This window comes from Streptomyces sp. B6B3, assembly GCF_039871525.1.
In the GTDB taxonomy this organism is placed as follows: Bacteria; Actinomycetota; Actinomycetes; order Streptomycetales; family Streptomycetaceae; genus Streptomyces.
This window is the reverse complement of record NZ_JBDPLU010000011.1, coordinates 66,514-92,472: the sequence shown is the minus strand read 5'-3', so window position 1 is coordinate 92,472 and position 25,959 is coordinate 66,514. Positions and strand designations below refer to the sequence as shown.

The 25,959-nt window shown below is 75.6% G+C and carries 24 protein-coding genes and 1 pseudogene; 10 read left to right on the top strand and 15 right to left on the bottom strand.

Annotation, left to right across the window (positions count from 1 at the left end):
- Positions 1-41: 41 nt before the first annotated feature.
- Entirely contained in the window at positions 42-647 is a 606-nt protein-coding gene (folE, locus tag ABGB06_RS22600) for a GTP cyclohydrolase I FolE (RefSeq protein WP_347592216.1), read from the top strand.
- A gap of 42 nt (positions 648-689) precedes the next feature.
- Here folE and ABGB06_RS22595 read toward each other — a convergent pair whose 3' ends face one another.
- The 11 genes from ABGB06_RS22595 to folB all read right to left on the bottom strand — a co-directional run bounded on the left by ABGB06_RS22595 (position 690) and on the right by folB (position 11,550).
- A complete protein-coding gene (locus ABGB06_RS22595; RefSeq protein ID WP_347592214.1) occupies positions 690-1,589 on the bottom strand; it encodes a hypothetical protein in 900 nt (299 codons plus the stop codon).
- Between the two features lie 109 nt (positions 1,590-1,698).
- Complete coding sequence (locus ABGB06_RS22590; protein ID WP_347592212.1) at positions 1,699-2,853, bottom strand: hypothetical protein; 1,155 nt, start codon at positions 2,851-2,853, stop codon at positions 1,699-1,701.
- A 90-nt stretch (positions 2,854-2,943) separates the two neighbouring features.
- Positions 2,944-3,570, bottom strand: a complete 627-nt coding sequence (locus ABGB06_RS22585) for a class I SAM-dependent methyltransferase (RefSeq protein ID WP_347592210.1) — start codon at positions 3,568-3,570, stop codon at positions 2,944-2,946.
- 82 nt (positions 3,571-3,652) lie between these two features.
- Positions 3,653-4,765 (bottom strand): L-histidine N(alpha)-methyltransferase, encoded by a 1,113-nt coding sequence (gene egtD, locus ABGB06_RS22580; protein WP_347592208.1) that lies wholly within the window; start codon positions 4,763-4,765, stop codon positions 3,653-3,655.
- Positions 4,762-5,550 carry an ergothioneine biosynthesis protein EgtC gene (gene egtC, locus ABGB06_RS22575; protein ID WP_347592206.1) on the bottom strand — a complete coding sequence of 263 codons (789 nt, stop codon included), beginning with the start codon at positions 5,548-5,550 and terminating at the stop codon, positions 4,762-4,764. The genes egtD and egtC overlap by 4 nt, the downstream gene beginning before the upstream one ends.
- Positions 5,550-6,872 (bottom strand): ergothioneine biosynthesis protein EgtB, encoded by a 1,323-nt coding sequence (egtB, locus tag ABGB06_RS22570; RefSeq protein WP_347592204.1) that lies wholly within the window; start codon positions 6,870-6,872, stop codon positions 5,550-5,552. The genes egtC and egtB overlap by 1 nt, the downstream gene beginning before the upstream one ends.
- A gap of 221 nt (positions 6,873-7,093) precedes the next feature.
- Positions 7,094-8,395, bottom strand: a complete 1,302-nt coding sequence (gene egtA, locus ABGB06_RS22565; protein WP_347592202.1) for an ergothioneine biosynthesis glutamate--cysteine ligase EgtA — start codon at positions 8,393-8,395, stop codon at positions 7,094-7,096.
- Positions 8,392-9,816: an NAD(P)/FAD-dependent oxidoreductase gene (locus ABGB06_RS22560; RefSeq protein ID WP_347592200.1), complete on the bottom strand. Its 1,425-nt coding sequence runs from the start codon at positions 9,814-9,816 to the stop codon at positions 8,392-8,394. The genes egtA and ABGB06_RS22560 overlap by 4 nt, the downstream gene beginning before the upstream one ends.
- Positions 9,817-10,011: 195 nt before the next feature.
- Positions 10,012-10,515 (bottom strand): DUF3180 domain-containing protein, encoded by a 504-nt coding sequence (locus ABGB06_RS22555; RefSeq protein ID WP_347592198.1) that lies wholly within the window; start codon positions 10,513-10,515, stop codon positions 10,012-10,014.
- Positions 10,516-10,552: 37 nt separating this feature from the next.
- Complete coding sequence (folK, locus tag ABGB06_RS22550; protein WP_347592196.1) at positions 10,553-11,170, bottom strand: 2-amino-4-hydroxy-6-hydroxymethyldihydropteridine diphosphokinase; 618 nt, start codon at positions 11,168-11,170, stop codon at positions 10,553-10,555.
- Entirely contained in the window at positions 11,167-11,550 is a 384-nt protein-coding gene (folB, locus tag ABGB06_RS22545) for a dihydroneopterin aldolase (protein ID WP_347592194.1), read from the bottom strand. The genes folK and folB overlap by 4 nt, the downstream gene beginning before the upstream one ends.
- Before the next feature lie 392 nt (positions 11,551-11,942).
- Between folB and folP the strand changes: the two genes are divergently transcribed.
- Positions 11,943-12,815, top strand: coding sequence for a dihydropteroate synthase (gene folP, locus ABGB06_RS22540; protein WP_347592192.1), 873 nt, complete (start codon positions 11,943-11,945; stop codon positions 12,813-12,815).
- Positions 12,812-13,300, top strand: a complete 489-nt coding sequence (locus ABGB06_RS22535) for a nuclear transport factor 2 family protein (protein ID WP_347592190.1) — start codon at positions 12,812-12,814, stop codon at positions 13,298-13,300. Before folP ends, ABGB06_RS22535 begins: the two co-directional genes overlap by 4 nt.
- A gap of 17 nt (positions 13,301-13,317) precedes the next feature.
- Here ABGB06_RS22535 and ABGB06_RS22530 read toward each other — a convergent pair whose 3' ends face one another.
- The 3 genes from ABGB06_RS22530 to ABGB06_RS22520 all read right to left on the bottom strand — a co-directional run bounded on the left by ABGB06_RS22530 (position 13,318) and on the right by ABGB06_RS22520 (position 15,900).
- Positions 13,318-13,587 (bottom strand): hypothetical protein, encoded by a 270-nt coding sequence (locus ABGB06_RS22530; RefSeq protein ID WP_347592188.1) that lies wholly within the window; start codon positions 13,585-13,587, stop codon positions 13,318-13,320.
- Between the two features lie 218 nt (positions 13,588-13,805).
- Positions 13,806-15,443 (bottom strand): PH domain-containing protein, encoded by a 1,638-nt coding sequence (locus tag ABGB06_RS22525; protein ID WP_347592186.1) that lies wholly within the window; start codon positions 15,441-15,443, stop codon positions 13,806-13,808.
- 34 nt (positions 15,444-15,477) lie between these two features.
- Entirely contained in the window at positions 15,478-15,900 is a 423-nt protein-coding gene (locus ABGB06_RS22520; RefSeq protein WP_347592525.1) for a PH domain-containing protein, read from the bottom strand.
- A gap of 195 nt (positions 15,901-16,095) precedes the next feature.
- On the opposite strand from ABGB06_RS22520, the gene ABGB06_RS22515 reads away from it, so the two are divergent.
- Positions 16,096-17,241 carry an NADH-quinone oxidoreductase subunit D gene (locus ABGB06_RS22515; protein ID WP_347592184.1) on the top strand — a complete coding sequence of 382 codons (1,146 nt, stop codon included), beginning with the start codon at positions 16,096-16,098 and terminating at the stop codon, positions 17,239-17,241.
- 94 nt (positions 17,242-17,335) lie between these two features.
- Here ABGB06_RS22515 and ABGB06_RS22510 read toward each other — a convergent pair.
- A pseudogene (locus ABGB06_RS22510) lies at positions 17,336-18,319 on the bottom strand (SAM-dependent methyltransferase); the annotation flags it as partial.
- A 139-nt stretch (positions 18,320-18,458) separates the two neighbouring features.
- On the opposite strand from ABGB06_RS22510, the gene ABGB06_RS22505 reads away from it, so the two are divergent.
- The 6 genes from ABGB06_RS22505 to nadC all read left to right on the top strand — a co-directional run bounded on the left by ABGB06_RS22505 (position 18,459) and on the right by nadC (position 25,958).
- Entirely contained in the window at positions 18,459-19,670 is a 1,212-nt protein-coding gene (locus ABGB06_RS22505; protein WP_347592182.1) for a sensor histidine kinase, read from the top strand.
- A 51-nt stretch (positions 19,671-19,721) separates the two neighbouring features.
- On the top strand, positions 19,722-20,399 hold the full coding sequence (locus ABGB06_RS22500) for a response regulator transcription factor (RefSeq protein ID WP_347592180.1): 678 nt from the start codon (positions 19,722-19,724) through the stop codon (positions 20,397-20,399).
- 148 nt (positions 20,400-20,547) lie between these two features.
- Positions 20,548-21,471 (top strand): DUF2520 domain-containing protein, encoded by a 924-nt coding sequence (locus tag ABGB06_RS22495; RefSeq protein ID WP_347592178.1) that lies wholly within the window; start codon positions 20,548-20,550, stop codon positions 21,469-21,471.
- 73 nt (positions 21,472-21,544) lie between these two features.
- Entirely contained in the window at positions 21,545-22,579 is a 1,035-nt protein-coding gene (panC, locus tag ABGB06_RS22490) for a pantoate--beta-alanine ligase (protein WP_347592176.1), read from the top strand.
- Positions 22,576-24,885 (top strand): L-aspartate oxidase, encoded by a 2,310-nt coding sequence (locus ABGB06_RS22485; protein WP_347592174.1) that lies wholly within the window; start codon positions 22,576-22,578, stop codon positions 24,883-24,885. The genes panC and ABGB06_RS22485 overlap by 4 nt, the downstream gene beginning before the upstream one ends.
- Positions 24,882-25,958 (top strand): carboxylating nicotinate-nucleotide diphosphorylase, encoded by a 1,077-nt coding sequence (nadC, locus tag ABGB06_RS22480; RefSeq protein WP_347592172.1) that lies wholly within the window; start codon positions 24,882-24,884, stop codon positions 25,956-25,958. The genes ABGB06_RS22485 and nadC overlap by 4 nt, the downstream gene beginning before the upstream one ends.
- Position 25,959 lies beyond the last annotated feature (1 nt).

Here is a 25,959-nt window from a genome sequence, read left to right as displayed (position 1 = left end):
CGTGAGGGGCGCGCACATGTGTACGAAGGGACGAGGTTCGCATGACGCAGGGGACGCCGGGCGGCGTGCACGGACCGGTGGGCGAGTTCGACGAGAAGCGCGCGGAGAACGCGATCAGGGAGTTGCTGATCGCGGTCGGCGAGGATCCGGACCGCGAGGGCCTGCGGGACACGCCGGCCCGGGTGGCGCGGGCCTACCGGGAGATCTTCGCGGGGCTGTGGCAACGCCCGGAGGACGTGCTGACCACCACCTTCGACCTCGGGCACGACGAGATGGTGCTGGTGAAGGACATCGAGGTGCTCAGCAGCTGCGAGCACCATCTGGTGCCCTTCGTCGGACACGCCCATGTCGGGTACATCCCGGCGGCCTCCGGCAAGATCACCGGGCTGTCGAAGCTGGCCAGACTCGTGGACGTGTTCGCCCGCCGGCCGCAGGTGCAGGAGCGGCTGACCACCCAGATCGCCGACTCGCTGATGCGCATCCTGGAACCGCGCGGCGTGATCGTGGTGGTGGAGTGCGAGCACATGTGCATGACGATGCGCGGGGTGCGCAAGCCCGGCGCGAAGACCACCACCTCCGCCGTGCGCGGCCAACTCCGCGACGCGGCCACCCGCGCCGAGGCCATGAGCCTGATCCTGGCCCGTTAGGAGAGTCACCCCCCGCCCCCGGGCACGGCCCGGGACGCGGGGTCAGCCGCGTTCCGGTTCCTTGGCCTGGGGGCGCGGTGCCGGTGCCGGAGGGGTGGCCTGCGGGCGGGGTGCGGGCGGCTGCGGGCGCGCGCCCTGCGGCCGGGGGGCCTGCTGGAGCGCGCGGTGCGGGGACTTCGTGCCGAAGAAGTCGAAGCCGCCGCCGGTCCGCTGCACGGGCGGCGGGCCCGACCGTGGCCGCGCGGACTGCGCCTCCCCGATCTGGTCCCTGCCGGCGCCCTCGTCCGCGGTGTCGCCCCGTACGGCGTCACCCGCCGCCGCGGTCGCCTCCGCGTCCGCGGCCTCGGCCGCCTCGCGCTGGCGCGCCAGGCTGCGCGACAGCTTGTTGAGCGCCTCGTGCGCCTGCGTGTACGTCAGCCGGGTGGGTGCCCCGCCCGAGGTGCGGTGGTCGGTGGCCCGCGCGGGCAGCGCCTTGGTGGGCGCCGCGGCCTCCAGGGCCAGCTGCCGCCGGCCCTCCAGGGCCTTGGCCCGCTCGCTCTCCGCCGTGGCGTACCGGCGCAGCAGCGCGGCGTGCTCGGTGCGCAGCCCTTCCAGGTCGGCGCGCTTGCCGGCGATCTTGTCCTCGAGGCCGGACAGCCGCTCCTGGGCGTTCTCCAGCTCCGCCTGGCGCTGCTCGACCCGCCAGTTCAGGCTGGCCTTGGCGGCCCGCTCCCGGGCGACCCGCAGGCCCGCTGCGATGTCCCAGCGGCGCAGCAGCACCGCGCCGACGACCGCGGCCAGCGCCGGGCCAGCTGCCAGGCCGCGCAGTACGAGGGTCTCCCCGTCCCCCGGCAGGTCACCGACCAGCCAGGTCGCCCCCGCACACGCCAGCGCCGCGCCGCCCAGGCAGGCCGGAAGCAGCACCCGGTGCAGCGCGGAGTTCCGGTGACGTCCACGTGCCATGGCTGAAACCTACCGTGACGGAACGGCCCGCGGGAGAGCGCCGGAAGACTGTTCCCTCCTGGTTATCCGGCGTCGACGGATACCGGCCAGCCGACCCGTCGGACGGGAACTAGCGGGGCCGGCGACGGCGCCGGCCGCCGATCAGGGTGGTGGTCACGAAGATTCCCGTGAGGACCAGGGTGATCCCGGCGACGGTCAGCCGCAGCGCGGGGCCGAGCGCGTTGTCGCTCTCGTGCGCGAAGTCGTACCAGACCAGCACGGCCTGGAAGAGCGCGGCCAGCGTGACGACGGTGAGCATGTCGTTCCGCCGCTCGTCGCGCTGCCCCTGGATGATCGTGCGGTGCACGTCCAGGCTGTCCCGGAGGGTCTGCAGCTGGGTCTCCACCGCGGCTCGTTCCCGGTCCATCTTCCAGCACTCCTCGGCGGCGGCCCGCACCACGCCGCTGGCGTTGACCAGATAGCGGCTCTCCTCCAGGCGGACCATGTCGCGCAGCGCCAGGTCCTTGCCCAGCTTCAGCGACGCCTGGAACTCGTTGTCCACGTCCTCGACCTCGTGCCAGCGGGTGGCGTCGAGCCGGCGCAGCCGGGCGGAGATCAGCCGGTTCGCCTCGTCCACCGCGATCCAGTCGTCGGTGGCCGTGATGACGCCTATCAGCACGTCGCCGAGCCGGTGCGGCGGCAGGTTGATCAGCGAGGTGAAGCCGTCGCCGAAGCGCAGCCAGGCGTTGTCGTGGATCTTCTTCTGCACCCCGTAGGTGCGGGTGGCGGCCGGCTCCTCGTCCTGCGGCGGGTTGATCAGCACCCGGTGCCACCACAGCAGCATGCCCTGCTCCATGGTGTCGGGCCCGGCCGCGTCCACCAGTCCGCTGCTGAGCATCGTGGCCGATATCGCGTCGACCCACCGCCGCACGTGCGGGTTGAGCAGGGTGACGAGCTCGCGCTCGCGTTGGTGCAGGCCGTCCCGGTTGTCGACGTCGACGGTGCGCATCATGCTGCACATGCCGCTGGGGTCGAAGCGGATCCACCATTCGCCGGCGTTCCCGATCGTCACGGTGCCGACGGTCTTCTCGCCGCTGAGCCGGGAGCCGCCGGTGGACACGTGGTAGTCGAAGAGCATCGGCGAGTCGGGCTCGGTGTCCTGCACGTCGAAGTCCGGCAACGCCTCCCGGACCGCCGCGCGCAGGCGGGTGCCGACCTCGCCGCCGAAGGTGCGTGCGCCCAGCCGGAAGCGCATGAGAAACGGCGCGACGAGCACTGCCTGCACGAGGTCCTCCACGTGATCGAGGCGGCCGGGGGCACCGGCCGTCGTGGTGGGACCGCGGAGACGCTCAGCCGGCAGCCGCCGAACAGGCCGTCAGGGCGCGGTGAACAGGCTCCACTCGCCGTGTCCGACCGCCTCGCCCTTGGCCGACCACTCCCCGCTCCGCGCCTCGCCCAGCATCCGGTGGATGCGGTCCGGGTGGACGTACAGCGGGGTGCCCTCGCGGAACGACGTGCACCACAGCACCTGGCCGCCGGGCCTGAGCACCCGCGCGATCTCGCTGGGGTTGAACACCCCGTTCAGGGAGACGATCAACGGCACCGTGCCGGTTCCCAGGGGGAGTTGGCGGACGTCGGCGGCGAACCACAGCACCCCGGGGACCGGGGCGTGGCGGGTCAGCATCGGCAGGTTCAGGTCGCAGGACAGCACCCGCGGCACGGCCGCGACGAGGTGCGGGGTGGCCTCCCCGGTGCCGCAGCAGATCTCGACCGCCCACTCGGCCGGCTCCGCGTGCCGGAGCCCGGCGCGCACGGATCCGGCGTAGCCGGTCTGAGCGTCCGTGAACTCGCGCCATTCGGCGGCCATGTCGGCGTAGCTGATGTGCAACCCCTGCCAGGCGTCGGCGTCGGTGGGGTCGTCGAGCAGCCGCTCCTGGAAGTACCGGCTCGGATGCGTGTCGGCATGGAGGTCCGGCGGCTGGTTCGGATCGACGTCCGTCATGCTCCTTGAGCCTAATGACCGCCGCGGTGTCAGGTAAGAGCGTAAAACGGCGGCTTCGCAGCAGATTTCGGGCGTGACGGTCTCACAATGTGGGGACCACGAGCAGCAGCGCGAAACGCGGCGCCTGGTGAGCGCTGCCACGGTCCGGCAGGGAGCGGTGCGCGGGGCGGTCGGTCCACCAGCGCCGCACCGTGAGCCCGGCGCGGGCCAGTTCGGCGGTGAGCCGCTCCTGGCGGAACTTCACCGAGATCTCGGTGCGCAGCTCCTCGCCGGCGGCGAAGTCCACGCTCAGGTCGAGCGAGGGGAACTTGACGGTCTGCGCGGTGCGGGAGCGCAGCCGCATCTCGATCCGCTCCTCGTGGTCGTCCCAGACCGCCCGGTGCTCGTACGCGTCCGGCGCGAAGTCCGCGCCGAGTTCACGGTTCATCACCCGCAGGACGTTCCTGTTGAACTCGGCGGTGACGCCCTCGGCGTCGTCGTAGGCGCGCAGCAGCACGGCCGGCTCCTTGACCAGGTCGACGCCGATCAGCAGGGTGTCGCCCGCGGTGAGGGAGCGGCGCAGCGCGGCGTAGAACGCGTCGCGCTGCGGGGCGGTCAGGTTGCCCAGGGTGCTGCCGAGGAACGCCACCAGGCGCGGCCCGTCGCCGTCCGGCAGCGCGAGGTCCGACTCCAGGTCGGTCACCGTCGCCTGGACCCGCAGCCGCGGGTACTCCCGGCACAGCGCGCGTCCGGCCTCGGTCAGCGCGCTGGGGCTCACGTCGAGCGGCGCGTAACGCTCCAGGGTGCCGGCGTGCAGCAGCGCGTCGAGCAGCACCCGGGTCTTCTCCGAGGATCCGGAGCCGAGTTCGACGAGGGTGCGGGCCCGGGACAGCCGGGCGGTCTCGGCGGCGTGCGCGGCCAGCAGCCGCCGTTCCACCCGGGTCGGGTAGTACTCGGGCAGCCGGGTGATCCGATCGAACAGGCGGCTGCCCTGCGCGTCGTAGAACCACTTCGGGGGCAGCGTCTTGGGCCGGGTGGTCAGCCCGGCCCGGACGTCCGCGCGCAGCGACGCGGCCAGCGCGCCCTCGGGCAGCCGCCGGTCCAGGGTGAAGCGCGGCCGGTCGCGGCCCGGCCGGCGGCCGGTCACGGCGCCGGGCGGGTGGGTGGGCAGGTGGCGGTCGCGGGGGGCGAACCGATGGGAGCAGTGACCACTCATGACGTGCCTTCCTCTCGTCCCGCCCCGGCGGGGTCCCCGAGCGGCAGGATCCGAGCCGCGCCCGGCGCGGCCAGCAGCAGCGAGCCGTCGGGCACCTCGCGCCAGCCGTCGTCGCCGTCGGTGGGCTCGGAGGCGACCAGCACCTCGCCGGGCGCGGCCCGGTGCCAGAGGCTGTCGCCGTGGCGGACGGCGGCGATGGTCCGCCCGTCGGTGAGCAGCAGGGTGAGCCGGGCGTCGGGGCGCACCGCGGCGGTGGCGCGGACCACGGCGGCCAGCGCGTCGGCCGGCGGCTCGCCGGCCGACAGCCGGCGGCTGATCAGCAGCCAGAGCAGCGCGGAGTCGCAGTGCGCCTCCACGCCGAGCAGTTCGTCCGGTTCCAGCGGCATGCCGGCGTCGGCGGGCAGTTGCCGCCAGTCGCCGACGGCGCCGTTGTGGCTGAACAGCCAGCGGCCGAGCGCGTAGGGCGCGGCGGCGGCCTCCTCGTGGCCGCATCCCGGGGTGGCCGACCTGACCGCCGCCAGCACGGCGCGGCTGTGGATCGCGCGGGCCAGTTCGGGCACGTTGGCGTCCGTCCAGATCGGCACGGCGCGCCGGTAGCGCGCCGGCCGGGTGGGGCAGGGCGCCGGCTCGGGGAGGTACCAGCCGATGCCGAACCCGTCGGCGTTGACCGTCCCGTGGCGTTGCAGTCGCGGCCGCCAGGACTGCGCCAGCAGCCCGTGCGGCGGCTGCGTCAGCAGCTCGGCGAGGCTGCGCGGCGGGCCCAGGTAGGCCAGATGACGGCACATCAACGCCCCCGGTGCGGCGCGGCGTCGGGCTCGGCGGAGCGGGCGGTGCGGAAACCGGCGAAGATCTGCCGCCGGACGGGGAGGTCCCAGTTGCGGAACGTGCCGCGGCAGGCGACGGCCGCGGTGCCGAACGAGCCGCCGCGCAGCACCTTGTAGCCGCGGTCCAGGAAGACCTCGCTGTACTCCCGGTAAGGGAACGCCGCGAAGCCCGGGTAGGGGCCGAAGTCCGAGGCGGTCCACTCCCACACGTCCCCCAGCAGCTGCCGCGCCCCGCACGGCGCCGCGCCCGCCGGATAGCCGCCGACCGGTGCGGGGCGCAGGTGGCGCTGGTCGAGGTTGGCGTGCTCGGGGCCCGGCGCGGCGTCGCCCCACGGGTGGCGCAGCGAGCGGCCGGTGGCCGGGTCGTGGCGGGCGGCCTTCTCCCACTCCGCCTCGGTGGGCAGCCGCCGGCCGGCCCAGCGGGCGTACGCGTCGGCCTCGTACCAGCACACGTGCAGCACCGGCTCCTCCGGCGGCACCGGCTCGACGCGCCCGAAGCGGCGGCGCAGCCAGCGGTCGCCGTCCGCCCACCAGAACAGCGGGGCGAACAGGCCCTGGCGCTGCCGGTGCGCCCAGCCCTCGGGCGTCCACCAGCGAGGCTCCCGGTAGCCGCCGTCCGCGACGAACTCCTGGAACGCCGCGTTGCTGACCGGATGGGTGTCCAGCCAGAACGCGGGGACCTCGACGCGGTGCGCGGGGCGTTCGTTGTCCAGCGCCCACGGGTCGGTGCGGGCGTCGACGCCCATGGTGAACGGGCCGCCCGGCACCAGCACCTCGGGCGGCGGCGGGGCGCCGCCCGGTGCCGGCGGCGGGTCGGGGGCGTCCAGCACGGCGGGGCCGCGGCGCAGCTGGTGGGTGGCGAGCATCGTCTCGTCGTGCTGCTGTTCGTGCTGGGCGACCATGCCGAAGACGAACCCGCCGGCGAGCAGCGGCCGGTCGTCGGACGCCGCGTCGAGCACCTGGTGGGAGCGTTCCCTGACGGTGGCGAGGTAGCGGCGCGCCTCCGCCGGGGGCAGCAGCGGCAGCGCGGGGCGGTCGGCGCGCGGGTTACGGAAGGCGTCGTAGAGCTCGTCGAGCTCCGGGCGCAGCGCGGGGCGGCGGCCGGCGGTGCGCACCAGCCATATCTCCTCCTGGTTGCCTATGTGCGTCAGGTCCCAGACCAGGGGCGACATCAACGGCGAGTGCTGCGCGACGAGTTCCTCGTCCGGCAGACAGTCGGTCAGCCCCAGCGTGCGCCGCCGCGCCAACTCCAACGCGGATGCCGCTGCGCGGCGGGCTGCCACGCTCGGGGGTGGCCCGCCGGCGTCCACAGTCCGCGACGCACGCCGGCTCACGCTCCGGTACGGCTCCGCGGGCGCCCGCCCAGCCCCCGCGCCGTCGGACGCCGAGCGCCCACTGGTGCCCGCAGGCCCAACCGGGTGGTCGAGTGGGGCGAAAGTTCCCTCGGCGGCGGCAGTCGTTCGCGGTCGGTGGCGGGGCGGCCGGGGCTCGGCCGTGGGGTCGGTCATGACGGGGCTCCTTCGGGGAGCGGGAGCGGGAGCGGCCGGGGGTGGGTGGCCGCCGGGCGCGGGGCGGCGTCCAGCACGTCGTCGGCCGGGCAACGGCCCCGGTGCGCGTAGCGCTCCGCGAAATCGGCCACCGCGTGCCGCACGTACGCCGGCACGCCCGGCTCGTTGAGCGCCGTCTGCGCCGCCGCGAAACAGGCCCGCACCGCCCGGCCCACCTGCCGGTCGGCGGGACCGCTGCGCGCGGCGGTGGCCCAGACCGCCGCCGGCGGCACGCCGCCCCCCGCGCACAGCGGCGCGGTGGCCTCCCAGGCCGCCTCGGCCGCCGCCGGATCGTCGAGCAGCACGGCCGGCACGGCCGTGGCGGGGAGCCAGCCGTCGTCCCGCTGGCCGTCGATCATCCGCAGCTCCAGCCAGCCGCGCGGGCGCACCGGCGGGAACAGGGTGCTCAGGTGGTAGTCGAGGTCGGCCAGGGTGGGCGCGCGCCCGGCGGACGCGCCCCCCAGCCAGGAGCGGAAGGTGAGTCCGGGCGGCGGGGACCAGTCGGCCCGGGGGCCGCGGCGAACGCACAGCACCCGGGCGTCGAGCGCGTAACGCGCCCAGGCGCCGCGGGGATCCCGGCCGTCGCAGCCGTCCCGGCCCGCCGCCGGGCGGGCGCGTCCCGGGTCGATGCGGGCCCACGCGGCCTGCCGGGTGGACCGCCATCCGGTCGGCTGGCCCTGCCACAGCGGGGAGTTGGCGAACGCCGCCACCAGTACGGGGCCGATCCGGTGGGCCAGCGCCCAGCGCCGGCGGTAGCCGGTGACGCCGTCGGAGTCGTCGCCGCTGTCCAGGCTGACCTGGACCGCCGCGGTGGCGCGCATCATCAGCCCGCCCCAGGGCCCGTCGGCGGCGAAGAACGCCTCCATGGCCCGGTACCTGGCGCTGTCGACCACCCGCGGCGGGTCCCGCCACGGATCGAGGCCGTGGCCGCCCAGCACCAGTCCCGCGCCGGTCAGGGCCCGGCGCAGCACCGCGAGGTCGCCGGCCGCCGCGTTCAGGCAGCCGGTCAGTGACGCGGCCGGGGCGGTGCTCAACTCCAGCTGCCCGCCGGGCTCGTAGCTGATCGCGCCGCCGCAGGGCAGCGCCGGCAGCGGGGCGAGCGCCTGCCGCACCCGTTCGGCGGGCACCGGGCGCCCCGGGTCGCCGGCGTCGTGCACCAGCCACTCCAGCTCCACGCCGGTCCGGCCGGGCGGTCCGGTGGCGAAACAGCCGCGCCGCACGTGGTCCTCCGCCGCGCGCGGCGTGAGCGCGGCGCTCATCGCCCGTCCGGGGCGCCGTCGGGGGTACCGCCCAGGCCCCCAGGGCCTGGGGGAGGGCCGAGCTCCCGCAGCGCGTCCTCGACGCCTCGGTGGAAGGTGGGGAAGGCGAAGATGGCGTGCCGCAGCCGGGCGACGGGCACCTCGGCCTGGACGGCGACCACCAGCCCGTAGAGCGTCTCGCCGCCGGTGGGCCCGGCGGAGGTGGCGCCGACAAGCACGCCGCGGTCGGCGTCCGCGACCAGCTTGAGGAATCCCTCGTTGCCGGCCTTGTGGATCCAGCCCCGGCTGGTGGCGGGCAGCTTGGCCAGGCCGGTGCGGACGTCGCGGATCCGCTCGCGGGCCTGCGCCTCGGTGAGGCCGACGGCGCCGACCTCGGGGTCGGTGAAGGTCACCCGCGGCACGGCGCGGTAGTCGGCGGGCGGTCCTGGTTCGCCGAGGAGGTCCCGGACGGCGATCTCCGCCTGGTACATCGCCACATGGGTGAACGCGCCGTGCCCGGTGACGTCGCCGATGGCCCACAGCCCGTCGCCGGCCCGCAGTTGCCCGTCGGTGGGCACGCTGCGCGCGGCCGGGTCGAGCCCGACGGTCTCCAGGCCGAGCCGGTCCAGCCCGGGATCGCGTCCCGTGGCCACCAGCAGGCGCTCCCCGGCGACCTCCGCGCCTCCCGTCAGCGACATGGTGAACCCGTCATCCGAGTGGGTGACGCGTTCGGCGCGGGCCCCGGTGTGCACGGTGACGCCGTCGGCCCGCAGCGCGTCGCCGACCAGGGCGCCGGCCTCCGGCTCCTCCATGTGCAGCAGGTGGTCGCCGGACTCCACGACGGTGACCCGGGTGCCGAACCGGGCGAACACCTGGGCCAGTTCGACGCCGACGGGCCCGCCGCCGAGCACCACCAACGACTCGGGCGCCTCGGTGGCGGCGACGGCCTCCCGGTTGGTCCAGAACGGGGCGTCGGCCAGGCCGGGGATCGGCGGGATCCTCGGGCTGGTGCCGGTGGCCAGCACCACGCCGCGCCGGGCCCGGAACTCCTGCCCGTCCGGACCCGCCACCCGGACGGTGCGAGGGCCGGTCAGCGTGCCGTGGCCCCGCACGAAGCGGCCGCCCTGTTTGGTGAAGCGGTCCACTGCGGCCTGGTCGGTCCAGTCGTCGGTGGCCTCGTTCCTGATGCGGTCGGCGACCGGCGCCCAGTCGGGCGTCACCCGGGCGGTGCCGGCCATGCCGGGGATCCGGCGGGCCTCGGCGAGGAGGTTCCCCGCCCGCACCATCATCTTGGTCGGCACACAGGCCCAGTACGGGCACTCGCCGCCCAACAGCCGGGGCTCGACGCCGACCACGTCGAGGCCCGCCTCCGCGGCCCGGCCCGCGACGTGCTCGCCCCCCGGGCCCATCCCGACGACCACCACATCGACGTCCTCCGCCATCACGCACGGACCTCCTCCACGACCGGGGACCGTCTGCCCCAGCGTGCGTCCGTGCCCCGCCCGCTGCCCGCCGGCCGCCCCCGTCCGGGTGAGTGGGCCGGCGCTCCGGCGGGAGGGTGGGCGGGACCGGCGCGAGGCCCGTGGCGGTGGTGGCTGGTCCGGGGAAGGCGGGAGGCGGGGAGGCGGGCGCGCGGTCTAGACGGGCTCGCCCATGGGCCCGTTGCCGCCCGCATCGTCGCCGTCGCCGTCGGGCAGCCGGCAGACGCGTTCCAGGAAGAGCGCCGTGGCCACCACGGCGATGCCGGCGAGCACCGCGATGCCCGCGTAGAGGGCCTGGTCGCGGCGGTTCGGCACCTCAAGGCGGTGCATCACGAGGAAGACCCCGAAACCGCCGTACAGCCCCGACACCACGGCCGAGACCAGCGCGCTGGCCTGCCCGAAGACCACCGCGCGGGCGGCCATCATCCGGTCCACCGGCCGGGCGTCCGGCCGCCGCTCCCGCTGCGCGCGCAGTCGGGAGCGCAGCGACAGCGCCATGGCCAGCAGCGCGGCCGCGATCAGGCCCAGGACGACCGGGGCCAGCAGGGGCACCGCGGGCAGGGTGTTGCCCAGCGAGTCCCACAGCCCGGCCCCGGCCCAGGCCAGCACCGCGGCGGAGGCGAACAGCCCGACGAGTGTGCCGATGCGCAGTTGGTTCACCGCTGCCCTATGCCCCTTGTCGCCCGGTGCCGGATGGTCAGTCCGGAAGCACGAGTTGCAGATCTGCCCGGAGCGTGACGCCCTGCCCGCCCAACGACGGGAGGAGGTCGGCCACCGGGCCACGTCCGGGCACCTCGGCGCCCGGCTCGACATCGTGCCACGGTACGAGAACGAAGGCGCGTTCGTGCGCCCGGGGGTGTGGCAGGACGAGCGCCGGATCGTCGGACACCACGCCCTGGTAGGACACGATGTCCACGTCCAGGGTGCGCGGGGCCCACTGCTCGCCCCGCACCCGTTCGAAGGCCTCCTCGATCGCCTGAGCCCGTTCCAGCAGCGAGGACGGCGGCAGGGTCGTCTTCACGATCACCACGGCGTTCAGGTACGCCGGCTGGCTGTCGGCCGCCACGCCCCACGGCTCCGTCTCGTACACCGGCGAGACCGCCTTCACCCGGGTCCCCGGGGTCTCCTCCAGCGCGTCGATCGCGCCCTGCAGCGTCTCCAGCCGGTTGCCGAGGTTGCTGCCCAGCGAGATCACCGCTCGTCTGGGGTTCTGCAGCGTCGTGTCGGCGGCGTCGACCTGCCGCACCACCGACACCGGCACCGGCTGCACCGTCGGGTCCGGGAACGAGGGGGAAGCGGCGTTGTCTGCGGTCATGCAGGGCTCCGATCGCTGCTGCTCGTGGTCGTGCGCTCGATGGTGATCGCGACGTCGTCGAACGGAACGGCGATCGGCGCCTGCGGCTTGTGCACCGTGACCCGCACCTCGCGCACCAGCCGGTGCGACAGGCAGCGGTCCGCGACGCGCTGGGCCAGGGTCTCCAGCAGCCGGCACGGTTCGCCCGCGACGACGGCCGTCACCTCCTCGGCCAGCACGCCGTAGTCCACGGTCCTGGACAACTCGTCGTCCGCTGCCGCGGCTCGGGTGTCCACGCCCAGCACGACGTCCACGACGAAGGTCTGACCGAGGACGCGTTCCTCCGGCAGCGCGCCGTGAAACCCGCGGGCACGCAGGCCGGTCAACGTGATGCGGTCCACGCTCTCACCGCTCCTTCCTCGGTTTCCTCGGTTTCCCTCGGTCGTCTGCCGTTTCCTCGCCGGCCGTTCGGCCGTCGTCAGCCGGGCCGTCGTCACCGCGTCCCGTGCCTCGCCGGTCACGCCCCGCGTCAACTGCCGGGGGCATGGGGCCCTCCCCGGATCCTCCCGGGGAATCGAATCTACCTGCGATCCACGAGCGTGTATGTCAGCGCCGCCTACCCGTCTGCTGTTCCCGATACGCCCACCTCACCCGACGCGCCAGGCACAGCGCCGGCCGGGCCCGAACGTTCTTCCGGGCGTCGGTCGATGGTGCCCCTGCCCGTTACCGCGGCGTCATCCGGGGTCCCGAGGACGGCACGCGGAGGCCCGTGTCGAGCCCCTACCCTGGAGCTATGAGCAACTCCCGCGGCCAGGTGGCCGGGCTGCCCCGCTGGGACCGCTGCGCGGTCATGGGGGTGGTCAACGTCACACCGGACTCCTTCTCCGACGGCGGACGGTGGTTCGACGCCGAGTCCGCGGTCAAGCGCGGCCTCGATCTGGTGGCGCAGGGAGCCGACCTGGTCGACGTGGGCGGCGAATCGACCCGACCGGGCGCGACCCGGGTGGACGAGGCCGAGGAGCTGCGCCGGGTGATCCCGGTGGTGCGGGAGCTGTCCGCCGAGGGCGTTCTGGTCAGCGTGGACACGATGCGGGCCAGCGTCGCCGAGCGGGCGCTCGCCGCCGGCGCCGTGGTGGTCAACGACGTGAGCGGCGGACGCGCGGACGAGCGGATGATCCCCGTGGTGGCCGCCGCGGCGGTGCCGTTCGTGGTGATGCACTGGCGCGGCCAGAGCATCGACATGAACCGGCGCGCCGTCTACGCGGACGTGGTCGGCGAGGTCGTCGACGAGCTGCGGCGCGGCATCGCCGACGCGGTGGCCGGCGGCATCGCGGAGGAGCGCCTGATCGTGGATCCCGGCCTCGGCTTCGCCAAGCAGGCCGAGCACGACCTGACGCTGGTGGCGGCGACGGCCCGGCTGCGCGCCGAACTGGGCCGGCCGCTGCTGGTCGCCGCCTCCCGGAAGCGGTTCCTGGGCCGGGTGCTGGCGTCCGGGCCCGACGCCAAGCCGCCGCCGGCGCGGGAGCGGGACGCCGCCACGGCGGCGGTCACCGCGCTGGCCGCCCAGGCCGGCGCGTGGGCGGTGCGGGTGCACGAGGTGCGGGCCAGCGCGGACGCGGTCCGGGTCGCCCGGGCCGTCGAGGGCGCGGCGGAGGCGGGTCGGTGAGCGGGGCGCGCACCGACGTCGAGGCCGTCGAGGCGGCCAACACCGCGCTGTACGACGCGTTGGAGCAGGGCGACCTGGACGCGCTCTCCGAACACTGGCTGGGCGACGGCATCAGCGTGGTGCACCCCGGCTGGCCGGTGCTCAACGGGCGGGCCGAGGTGATGCGTTCCTACGCGCTCATCATGGCGAGCACGGAGTACATCCAGTTCTTCCTGACGGACGTCGAGGTGTCGGTGATGGGCGACACCGCGATGGTCACCTGCACGGAGAACATCCTCAGCGGCGGTCCGGCCGAGGAGGATGGCAGCGCGGGACCGCTGGTGGGCGGCCTGGTGGTGGCGACGAACGTCTTCCGGCGCACCGGGGACGGGAGTTGGAAGGTGTGGTCGCACCACGGCTCGCCGGTGCTGATCGACCGGGAGGACGAGGAGGAGGACGAGGACGAGGGGGGCAACGGCACGGGCGGGGTGGCCGAGATCGGCTGACGCCGTCCTCGGGGACCTCAGCGCCGCCTGAGCTGGCGCACGTAGCGGCGCGCGTCGCCGAACGGGGCGCCCGGGTAGGCCCGTCGCAGGGTCGCCACCGCGGCGACCTCCCCCTTGCGCTCCAGCACGGCCCGGATCGGCTCCGGGTCCACGTCGGCGGTGAAGTCCTCGTACGTCGCGAAGCGCCGCTCGAACGACTCGCGGGCCTCCCGCTGTTGCCTGGCCTTCACCAGCACCGCCATCACGCACACGGCGATGAGGCCGATCAACACGATGACCTTGATCATGGCGGGCCTCGCCTCCTTCGCTGCGACCTCTGCTGTGACGTGACCTCCTCAGACTACTCGCGCGTCGCCCTTCCCGGGATGGGCCGGCGGGCGGTGGCGGAGGGGCGTCCGGGCCCGGACATGCCTGTCCGCCTGGCCGGTGGCCGAGGGCGGCGCCGGGCGTCCGCGGTGTCGTCGGCGTCTCCGGTGGTCTGGTCGCCGTGGCTGTCCGGGTCGAGCTAGCTCGGACCGTCGGGTGGTTCGGTGGTCTGGTCGCCGTGGCTGTCCGGGTCCAGCTGCCCCGGACCGTCCGGTGGTTCGGCTGCCTGGCCGGTGGGCGGCGCTGCCGGGGCGTCCGGGCCGTCGGCGCCTCCGGTGCCTGGCCTGTCCGGGCCGTCCGGGGCCGGATCGCTCGGACCGTCGGGCGGCTCCGCCGCCGCGCCCGCGGCGGGCGGGATTCCCGGGGCATCCTCGCCGCTGGCGCCGGTCGGGCCCGCGGCGCCCGGATTCCCCGGGTCGTCGGAGCCTGGCCGGGGGACGGACTCCGTCAGCCAGCGGTCGGGGAGTGCCGTTCCGCGGCTCAGACGGGAGCGTTCCGCCTGGGCGGCCACCTCGGCCAGCGCGTAGTCCAGATCGGCCAGCCGCGCCGTCGCCGTGCCGTCCGCGCCGTGGTCCACGTGGATGTCGGCCAACCGCAGCCGGTGCATCCACGGCCCTCTCGTCGTCCGCACGCTCTGCACCTTGGCGTGCGGCACCAGCGTGTGCACCCGCCGCAGCCGACCGCGCCGGGCGACGAACACCGCGTCGGTGACGCCGTGCCCGAACCCGCGCCGCCAGACCGGCACCGCGAAGCGCGACCGGGACGGCGCGGGGCGCACCGACGCGACCGCCTCCGCCAGGTCCACGGCCGGCAGGATGCGGCCGATGAGCGCCGTGGCGATCGGCCGGGGCGCGACGGGCAGCAGCAGCCCGCCCTGGTTGCCGGTGCCGGCGACGTCCAGTTCCACCCTCACCCAGCCGCGCGTCCGCCAGAGCAGCGGCTCCACCAGGCGCACCGCCTGCACCCGTCCCGGCGGCACCGTCGCGTGGTCGCGCTGCAGCAGGCCGCGGTCCAGCCGCAGCCCGTCGGGGGACTCGCTGACCGTCCAGCCGTACTGGTTCAGGAAGCTGCCCAGGCTGCTCCGCCAGATCGCGGCGATCATGGGCACCACGACCGCCAGCGCGGCGAGGGTGCTGTCCATCGCCATCCACACCAGCGGCGCCGCGATCAGGGCGCCCAGCAGCGATCCCCAGGAGCTGCCGAGCAGCGCCAGCGCCCAGGCCAGGGTCCGCGCGTCCACCTGGTACAGGCCCTGCGCCGGCGCCTCGCCGGCCGTCGGCGCCGCCTCCGGCGCGATGCCGGCCGCCCGGGCCAGAAGCTCCGCGCGTAGCTCCCGCGCCTCGGACTCGCCCAGGAACGCCAGCTCGTCCGCCGAACCCGAGCCGACCACGTCCATCTTCAGCTTGGCCACGCCCAGCGCCCTGGCCAGCAGCGGGCGGGTGATGTCGATGGCCTGGATCCGGTCGAGGCGCAGGTGGGCGGCGCGGCGGAACACCAGCCCGGTGCGGATCCGCAGCTCGGTGTCGGTGACCTGGTACCGGGTGACGCGCCAGGAGAGATAGCCGTAGCCGGTGGCGCCGGCCACCACCGCGAGGAGCACCCCCAGCAGCCACAGCACGCCGAGCGAGGCGGTCCACTCGGCCAGCTGGTCGGCGTTGTTCAGGGCGACCGCGAAGAGGCCGGCCAGCGGCGCCCAGGTGCGCCGCCAGGGCGTCACCGGATGCAGCCGCTTGCCCTGTCCGGCCGGGATCTGTGCCGTGCCCGCCACCGTGCTCACCCCTCCCCGTGCCCGACGCCCGCCGCGCCCGCGCTCACAGCCCCGCCGAACGGGCCTCGCCCAGCTCGGTGAGCCGATCCCGCAGCCGCTCCGCCTCGGCCGGGGCCAGGCCGGGGATCGCCGCGTCGGTGGCCGCGGCGGCCGTGTGCAGCTGGACCCGGGCCAGGCCGAAGCGCCGCTCCACCGGCCCGGACGTCACCTCCACCAGCTGCATCCGCCCGTACGGCACGACCGTCAGCTGGCGCCACAGCACGCCGCGGCTGATCAGCAGGTCGTCGTCGCGCTCCAGATACCGCCACGAACTCCAGTTCCGGCCCAGCGCCAGCCAGCCGCCGCAGGTGCCGGCCAGCGGCGGCAGCGCCAGCAGCGCCCACACGGGAGCGCCGAGCAGCGGCGGCAGCACCGCGCCGACCGCCGCGAGCGGCGTCATCCACCCCACCAGCAGCAGCCGGCGCATCCGCAGCAGCTCGGGCCGCGGCTGGCGCCAGAGCTCGCCGGACGGCTCCCCGGACGGCTCTCTGGCCGGTTCGGCGGGCGCCTCACCGGCTGCCTCCCCTGTCGGTCTACCGGCCGGCGTCCCGGCCGTGTCCCCGTTCATGCTGTGCAGCTTAGGACGGGGTCACCTCCCGTGGTCAGATGACAGACTGGGCGCATGGCGGACACGACGGTGATCGGGGTCGGCGGAGCGGCGGAAAGCACCGACATGGTGCTGAACATCGGCCCACAGCACCCGTCCACACACGGTGTGCTACGGCTGCGGCTGGTCCTGGACGGCGAGCGCATCTCGCACGCCGAGCCCGTGGTCGGCTACATGCACCGCGGCGCGGAGAAGCTGTTCGAGGCGCGCGACTACCGGCAGATCATCGTGCTGGCCAACCGGCACGACTGGCTGTCCGCGTTCTCCAACGAGCTCGGCGTGGTGCTGGCCGTGGAGCGGATGCTGGGCATGGAGGTGCCGGAGCGCGCCGTGTGGCTGCGCACCCTGCTGGCCGAGCTGAACCGGGTGCTGAACCACCTGATGTTCCTCGGCTCGTACCCGCTGGAGCTGGGCGGCATCACCCCGATCTTCTACGCCTTCACCGAGCGCGAGGACCTCCAGCACGTGATGGAGGAGGTCTCGGGCGGCCGGATGCACTACATGTTCAACCGGGTCGGCGGCCTGAAGGACGAGCTGCCCGCCGGCTGGACGGACCGGGCGCGCGCGGCGGTCGCGGCGGTGCGCGGCCGGATGGGGCGGCTGGACGACCTGGTGCTGGGCAACGAGGTGTTCCGCGCCCGCACCCGCGGGGTCGGCGCGCTCGACCCGGCGATCGTGCACGCCTTCGGGGTGTCCGGGCCGATCGCGCGGGCCAGCGGCGTGGACTTCGACCTGCGCCGCGACGAGCCGTACCTCGCCTACGGGGAGCTGGGCGACACGCTGCGGGTGGTCACCCGCTCCGCCGGCGACTGCCTGGCCCGTTTCGAGGTGCTGCTCGACCAGGCGAAGAACTCCCTGGACCTCGCCGAGGCCTGCCTGGACCGGCTCGCGCAGCTGCCGCCGGGGCCGGTCAACCAGCGGCTGCCCAAGGTGCTGAAGGCGCCCGAGGGCGCCACCTACGCCTGGACCGAGAACCCGCTCGGCATCAACGGCTACTACCTGGTGTCCAAGGGCGAGAAGACGCCGCACCGGCTGAAGCTGCGCTCGGCGTCGTTCAACAACATCCAGGCCCTTGGCCAGGTGCTGCCGGGCACGCTGATCGCCGACATGGTGGCGATCCTCGGCTCCTTCTTCTTCGTCGTCGGCGACATCGACAAGTAGCCGAGTCGACAAGCGCTCAGTCGAAGCCGGCGATCGGGCCGCCGAACAGGTCGGTCATCAGGTCGGTCATCAGATCGGCGGTGCCCCGCGGGTGGACGAGCCAGCCGAAGCCGCCCAGGCCCTCGGGCGCCAGCAGCTCCGCCGCCTCCCCGCAACGCGCCAGCGCCCGCAGGTACCCCGCCGGATCGGCGCGCGCCAGCTCGGCCGGCGGTCGCCGGCCGTCCACCCCCAGCGCCCGCAGCGCCGCCCGCTGCGACAGCAGCACGGGCTCCGCGCCGGCCGAGACCGCCGAGGCCGCGGCGGCGCACGCGTCCAGCGCGACGTGCGCGGTCAGATCGCAGCTGCCGTCCGGCACCGGCGCCACCATCCGTCCCTCCCGGTAGCCGGTCAGCGTGCCGAGCGGCGGCCGGGCGTCGCGCCGGTGCGCGTAGTCGACCGCCACGGCCAGGCCCCGGTCCAGGCCGGCCACCGCGCCGGCCCACGCCTCGTCCCTGGGCCGCCCGATCTCCGCACGGGCCCCCGCCTCGGCCGCCAGCGGCCACCAGCGGCGCAGCCACTCCGCGTCCGGCCCGGTCACCGGCGGCCCGAGCCGCTCCCGTCCGGCCGGGTCCACCAGCACGTAGCGCGGCACCCCGGCCTCGTCCGCCTCGGCCACCTCGAGCGGCACGTTGTCGAGCCACTCGTTGGCGAACAGCAGGCCCCGCACCCCGCGCGGCGGCTCCGCGCACCACGCGATCCGGGGATCGAGCCCCGCCGGGCGGTCCGCCCGTTCCACCGCGCACGGCCGCAGCCGCGCCGCGACCCGCTCCGGCAGCGCGTCCAGCACGGCGGCCACCAGCTCGCCGCGCCCGGCCCCGACGTCCACGAAGCCCAGCTCCGGGGGACGCCCCAGCGCCTCGTCCACCCGGACGAGCAGCCGCGCCACCGCCTCCGCGAAGAGCGGCGAGGCGTGCACCGAGGTGCGGAAGTGCGCCGCCGGCGCGTGCCGCACGAAGAAGCCCTCGGGACCGTAGAGGGCGCGCTCGGCGGCCGCGCGCCACCCCGCCGTCCCGCCCGCGTCCGTCACCGGCTCCGTCATCCCCGTCATCCCCGTCATCGACCCTTCACTCACAGGGGTCACCGTACGGCCGACCTCCACCTTGAGGAGTAGTTGAGGGGTTCACGTATCGGTCGTCCGGTTGACTCCCGAACCGACCGGGGTGCCTACTCTGGGTGACGTGAACCGGCTCTACGACTTCCTGCGCCGTCACCCGACCGGGGTGGACGGCTTCTGGGCGTTCGTACTGCTGGTCCTCTCCCTGGTGTTCCTGGCCGCGCCGGTCGAGTCCTCGTACCACGGCTCGGACGCCGCCCTGGTCATCGCGGTGCTCGGCCTGTGCGTCGTGGTGCTGCTGCGCCGCCGCTGGCCGGAGCGGATGCTGGCGCTGGCCTTCGCCACCGGCCTCTTCCAGGTGGTCGCCGACGTCCCGCCGATTCCCGCGAACTACGCCTTCCTGGTCATCGTCTACACGGTCGCGACCCGCCCCAACCGGCTGATCTCCCGGCTGGCGCTCGCCGGCTGCCTGGTGACCCCCACCGTCTCCACCATCCGCTGGCCGGAGAACTCCAGCGAGTCGGACACCGCGTCCACCGTCATCGGCACGATCTTTCTCACCGTGGCGTTCTGCCTGGCCTGGGTGCTCGGCGACAGCCTGCGCACCCGGCGCGCGTACTACGCCGAGCTGGAGGCGCGGGCCGCCCGCCTGGAGCGGGAGCGGGAGCGCGAGGCCCGGATGGCGGTCGTCGCCGAACGCGCCCGGATAGCCCGCGAGCTGCACGACGTCGTCGCGCACAACGTCTCGGCGATGGTCGTGCAGGCCGACGGCGCCGCGTACGTGCTGGACAGCTCGCCCGAGCAGACCAGGGACGCGCTGCAGACCATCTCCGGCACCGGGCGCCAGGCGCTGACCGAGATGCGGCGGCTGCTCGGCGTGCTGCGCGGCGAGGAGAACGCCACCACCGACCAGGACTACGTGCCGCAGCCCGGCGTGGAACAGCTCGCCGACCTGGTAGACCAGGCGAGGGACACCGGGCTGCCGGTGGACTTCCGGATCGACGGCACGCCCCGGGCGCTGCCCCGCGGCGTCGAGCTGACCGCGTACCGCATCGTCCAGGAGGCGCTGACCAACACCCGCAAGCACGGCGGCCCGAACGTCGGCGCCACGGTCCGGCTCGCGTACGGCACCGAGGCGCTGACCGTGCTCGCCGAGGACGACGGCCGCGGCTCACAGCGCGAGCTCTACGAGGAGCGCGGCGCGGACGGCCTCGGGCAGGGGCTGATCGGCATGCGCGAGCGGGTCGGCATGGTCGGCGGCGTGCTGGTGGCCGGGCCGCGCCCCGGCGGCGGCTTCCGGATCGCCGCGACGCTGCCGGTGCCCCCCGGCGAGTGACCCGCCCCTGAGACGATGACCCACCAGCCGCCCGCCCAGGGGGAGAGACCGATGCCGATCCGCGTGATGCTCGTCGACGACCAGGTGCTGCTGCGCACCGGCTTCCGGATGGTGCTCGCCGCCCAGCCGGACATGGAGGTGGCCGCCGAGGCCGGCGACGGCCTGGAGGCGCTGGAGGTGCTGCGGTCCACGGCGATCGACGTGGTGCTGATGGACGTGCGCATGCCGCGGCTGGACGGGGTGGAGACCACCCGCCGCATCTGCCAGGCCGGCGAGGGCGGCCCGGGGCAGCCGAAGGTGCTGATCCTCACCACGTTCGACCTGGACGAGTACGCCTTCTCCGGGCTGAAGTCGGGCGCCGCCGGCTTCATGCTCAAGGACGTGCCGCCGGACGAACTGCTGGGCGCCATCCGCGCCGTGCACAGCGGCGACTCGGTGGTGGCGCCGTCCACCACCCGCCGCCTGCTGGACCGCTTCGTGACCATGCTGCCGACCGGCGAGCAGAGCACCCCCGCCGAGCTGGAGCAGCTCACCGACCGGGAGCGCGAGGTGCTGCTGCTGATCGCCCAGGGGCTGTCCAACGGGGAGATCGCGGCCCAGCTGTTCGTCTCCGAGGCCACCGTGAAGACCCATGTGGGGCGGATACTCGCCAAGCTGGGCCTGCGCGACCGGGTGCAGGCCGTGGTGCTCGCCTACGAGACGGGGCTGGTCCGCGCCGGTGGCCGGTAGCGGCGCCCCGCCCGGCGCCCGCCCCGGTGCCCGGCCCCGGGGCGCAGCCGTCCGCCGCCGCGCCCCGTAGCATGGCTTCGACGTCCGGTACCACATCCGTACTCTTCACGGACCGGAACGCGAGGACCCGAAAGAGGCACCAGCCGCCGTGAACGCCGCCGCGAACGCACCTCGGAGCACCGAGGCGCAGGACCGCCCCGCCCGGCTCACCGTCGGGGTCGTCGGCGCCGGTCGCGTCGGCCCGGCGCTGGCCGCCGCGCTCCGCCTGGCCGGCCACCGTCCGGTCGCCGCGTCCGGCGTCTCCGAGGCGTCCCGCCGCCGCGCCGAGGCGCTGCTGCCCGACGTGCCGCTGGTGGCGCCCGACGAGGTGCTGGCCAGGGCCGAGCTGGTGCTGCTCACCGTGCCCGACGACGCGCTCCCCGCCCTCGCCGTGGGCCTGGCCGAGACCCGCGCGGTCCGCCCGGGACAGCTGGTCGTGCACTGTTCGGGCCGGTACGGCACCGCCGTGCTGGACCCGCTGCTGCGGGCCGGCGCCCTGCCGCTGGCGCTGCACCCCGTGATGACCTTCACCGGCACGCCGGTGGACGTGCAGCGGCTGGCCGGCTGCACCTTCGGCGTGACCGCGCCGGACGAGCTGCGGCTGGCCGCCGAGGCGCTGGTCATCGAGATGGGCGGCGAGCCCGAATGGATCGAGGAGCGGGCCCGCCCGCTCTACCACGCGGCCCTCGCGCTCGGCGCCAACCATCTGGTGACGCTCGTGGCCCAGGCCATGGACCTGCTCCGGGTCGCCGGGGTGGGCGCGCCCGACCGGATGCTCGGGCCGCTGCTCGGCGCCGCCCTGGACAACGCGCTGCGGTCCGGCGACGCGGCGCTCACCGGGCCCGTGGTCCGCGGCGACGCCGGCACCGTCGCCGCCCATCTGGACGAGCTGCGCGCCCACGCCCCGCACGCGCTGGCCGGCTACCTCGCGATGGCCCGCACCACCGCGGACCGCGCCCTGGACCACGGGCTGCTGAAGCCGGAACTGGCCGAGGAACTCCTCGGCGTGCTCGGCGAGGAGGGGCGACCATGACCCGGTGCGCCGTCCGCCGCCCGCACCACCCCCGGCCAACCGCCGGCGCCCACCCGCGCGAAGGAGGACAGCCGTGACCGTGACCGTGGCGCGCCGGGCCGACGAGCTGCACCAGCACTACACGCCGGGCGCCCGGCGGGCCGTGGTGATGACGCTCGGCGCCCTGCACGCGGGGCACGCCTCGCTGATCGACGCCGCCCGCCGCCGCCTCGACGCCGACGCGGCCGGCGCCCCCCGGGGGCAGCTGGTGGTCACCGTCTACGTCAACCCGCTCCAGTTCGGCCAGGGCGAGGACTTCGACCGGTACCCGCGCACCCTGGACGCCGACGTGCGGCTCGCCGAGGCGGCCGGCGCCGACCTGGTCTACGCGCCGGACGACGCCGAGCTGTACCCCGGCGGCCCGCCGCTGGTGCGGGTCAGCGCTGGGCCGATGGGCGAGCTGCTGGAGGGCGCCTCCCGGCCCGGGCACTTCGACGGGGTGCTCACCGTCGTCGCCAAGCTGCTCCACCTGGTTCGGCCGGACATCGCCTGCTTCGGCGCCAAGGACGCCCAGCAGGTCGCGCTGATCCGCCGGATGGTGGCGGACCTCGACTTCCCGGTGGAGATCGTCGAACTGCCGACCGTCCGGGAGCCCGACGGGCTGGCCCTGTCCAGCCGCAACCGCTACCTTTCGCGGCCCGAGCGCAGGACCGCGCTCGCGCTCTCCCGTGCCCTGTTCGCCGCCCGGGACCGGCTGGCCGCGGAGGGCGCGCTGAAGGCCAGGGCCGCGGCCGTGACCGCCGGCGGGTCGGACCGGACGGCGGAACGAGCCGCCGGACTGGCCGCGCTGCACGAGCGGCGCGCCTCCGCCGACGCGCACGCCGTGGCCGCCGTCAGCCGCTCCCTGACCGCCCCCGGCAGCGCCCGGGCGGCGGCCCGCGTCGTGCTCGACGAGGCGGCCACCCTCGACCCGCCGCTGCGCCTGGACTACGTCGCGCTGGTCGATCCGGCCGACTTCACCGAGGTCCCCGACGACTTCAGCGGCGAGGGAATCCTGTTGGTCGCCGCCAGGGTCGGCGGCACCCGCCTCATCGACAACATCCGGCTCACGCTGGGAGGGGTGGCATGAGCGCCAAGGGGTCCATACACGCCCCCTACACGACAGGGCCCGCGGCGCTGCCCGCACCGCCGCCCGGCTGGGCCCTCGACGCCGACGTCGTGATCGTCGGATCCGGCATCGCCGGGCTCACCGCCGCCCTCGCCTGCGCCGCGGCCGGGCGGCACACCGTCATCGTCACCAAGGCCCGGCTGGACGACGGCTCCACCCGCTGGGCGCAGGGCGGCATCGCCGCCGCCCTGGCCGACGGCGACACGCCGGAACAGCACCGCGACGACACCCTGGTCGCCGGCGCCGGGCTCTGCGACGAGGCCGCGGTGCGCGCCCTGGTCACCGAGGGTCCGGCGGCGGTCCGGCGGCTGATCGCGCTCGGCGCCCGCTTCGACACCGAGGACGGCGGCGAGCTCTCGCTGACCCGCGAGGGCGGCCACCACCGCCGCCGGATCGCGCACGCCGGCGGGGACGCGACGGGCGCGGAGATCTCCCGCGCGCTGGTCGACGCGGTCCGCGCGGCCGGCATCGAGACCGTCGAGAACGCGCTCGCCCTCGACCTGCTCACCGATCCGCGCGGCCGCGCGGCCGGCGTGACGCTGCACGTCATGGGGGAGGGCCGGCACGACGGGGTGGGCGCGGTGCACGCGCCCGTCGTCGTGCTGGCCACCGGCGGGATGGGGCAGGTCTTCTCGGCCACCACCAACCCGCCCGTCTCCACCGGCGACGGCGTGGCGCTGGCGTTGCGCGCCGGGGCGGAGGTCTCCGACCTGGAGTTCGTGCAGTTCCACCCGACGGTGCTGTACCTGGGCCCGGACGCGGAGGGGCAGCAGCCGTTGATCTCCGAGGCGGTCCGCGGCGAGGGCGCGCACCTGGTGGACGCGGCGGGGGTCCGTTTCATGCTGGGCCAGCACGAGCTGGCGGAGCTGGCGCCGCGCGACATCGTGGCCAAGGCCATCATGCGGCGGATGCGGGAGCAGGACACCGACCACATGTACCTCGACGCGCGCCACTTCGGCGCGGCCATGTGGGAGCGGCGCTTCCCCACCATCCTGGCCGCCTGCCGGGCCCAGGGCATCGACCCGGTGACCCGGCCGATCCCGGTGGCCCCGGCCGCGCACTACGCCTCCGGCGGCGTCCGCACCGACCTCCACGGCCGCACCACCGTCCCCGGCCTCTTCGCCTGCGGCGAGACCGCCTGCACCGGCGTCCACGGCGCCAACCGCCTCGCCTCGAACTCCCTCCTGGAGGGCCTGGTCTTCGCCACCCGCATCGCCACCCACGCCTTCCCGGCGGCGGACCCACACCCCGGCGCCGACCCGTCACCCGTGACGGGCGCCGACTCCCCGGCCGGTCCCTCCGCGCCGGCGCCGACGGCCCCACCGACCGAGGTACGCCCGGCCCCGGGCCCGCCCACCGCTCCGTGGCCCGGCGGGTCGGCCACGTTCCGTGATGCGTCGCCCACCGTCGGTGCCCCACGGTCCGAGAACCCCGTGTCGCCCTTGACGAGCCCGGGCAGCGACGCGTCAGCCGCCGCACGGGCCGGAGCTCCGGTCGTGTCCGCCGCGGCTCCCCGAACGGGTGCCGGCGCGTCCCCTGCCGCCGAGCCCGCCAGTGCCCCGGGGCTCGCGGCCGCGGGCGAGACGGTTCCCGCCGGAGCGCCGGCCGGGGCCACGGCTCCGCCGCCCGGCGGCGGGACCGCGGGGCGGCCGCCGGCTCCGGGCGGGGAGCCGTCTCCCGCCCCCAACGCACCCGTTCCCCTGACCGACGGAGCGGCAAGCGGTGCCGCGGCAAGCGGCGCTGCGGCGAGTGTCCTGTTGCCGGCGGAGGCGCGGGCGGCGATTCAGCGGGTCATGACCCGGGGCGCCGGGGTGCTGCGGTCGGAGGAGAGCCTCGCCGCCGCCGCTCGGGAGCTGGACGCGCTGGCCGGTGCGGGAGAGGCGGGCGGTGACGGCGGCGAGGCCAAACCCGCCGAGCCCGGCCTCGACACCTGGGAGACCGCCAACCTGCACCTCGTGGCCCGGGTGCTGGTCGCCGCCGCCCGGCGCCGTGCCGAGACACGCGGCTGCCACTGGCGGGACGACCGTCCGGAGCGCGATGACGACGCCTGGCGGCGCCATCTCGTCGTGCGGCTGCGCCCGTCCGCCGGGGACGCGCCCGGCGCCCGTGGCACCCTCGACATCCGGACCACCGACACCACGGCCTTCCCGCCGACGGTGCCCCCCGGGCCCGCCGGGCCCGCCGACACGTCCCCAGCCGTCCGCCCCGACGGTTCCGCCGACGGCCCCTCGCCTCGGGCCGCCCGTCCCCGAGGAGAGCCCTCATGACCCGTACCGACCCCGAGACCACGCGACCAGAGACCGTGGCACTCACCCTCCTCCCGATCGGCAGCCGACCCGAGGACGCGGAGGCCACGGAGGACGCCGGCGGGTGCGGCGACGGCTGCGGCTGCGGCGCCGCGGACGCCGCCACCGATCCGCTGGAATGCGGTCTTGACCCGGAGCTGGCCGCGCTGCTGGCCGATGCCGGGCTGGATCCGGTGCTCGTCGAGGACGTCGCCCATCTGGCCATCGAGGAGGATCTGGACCAGGGCACGGACGTCACCACCGTGGCCACGGTGCCGGAGGACGCCACCGCCACCGGCGACTTCACCGCCCGCGAGGCCGGCACCGTCGCCGGCCTGCGCGTCGTCGAGGCGGTGCTCTCGGTCGCCAGCTCCGACGAGTTCGAGGTGGAACGGCACGTCGACGACGGCGAGCGGGTCGAGGCCGGCCAGCCGCTGCTGACGGTCACCGCCCGCACCCGCGACCTGCTCACCGCCGAGCGCAGCGCGCTCAACCTGCTGTGTCGCCTCTCCGGCATCGCCACCGCCACCCGGGCCTGGGCCGACGCGCTGGCCGGCACCTCCGCCCGGGTCCGCGACACCCGGAAGACCACCCCGGGGCTGCGCGCCCTGGAGAAGTACGCCGTGCGCTGCGGCGGCGGCGTCAACCACCGGATGTCGCTGTCCGACGCCGCGCTGATCAAGGACAACCACGTGATCGCGGCCGGCGGCGTGGCCGAGGCGTTCCGCCGGGTGCGCGAGGAGTTCCCCGGCGTGTCCGTCGAGGTCGAGGTGGACCGGCTGGACCAGATCGAGCCGGTGCTGGCCGAGGGCGCGGACCTGATCCTGCTGGACAACTTCACCCCCGAGCAGACCGCCGAGGCGGTGCGGCTGGTCGCGGGCCGCGCCACCGTGGAGTCCTCGGGGCGGCTCACCCTCCGGACGGCCCGCGCCTACGCCGACGCCGGGGCCGACTACCTGGCCGTCGGTGCGCTCACCCACTCCGCGCCGATCCTCGACATCGGCCTGGACCTCCGCCCCGCCCGCCCCGACCGGCCCGCTGAGAGGCGTGACTGAC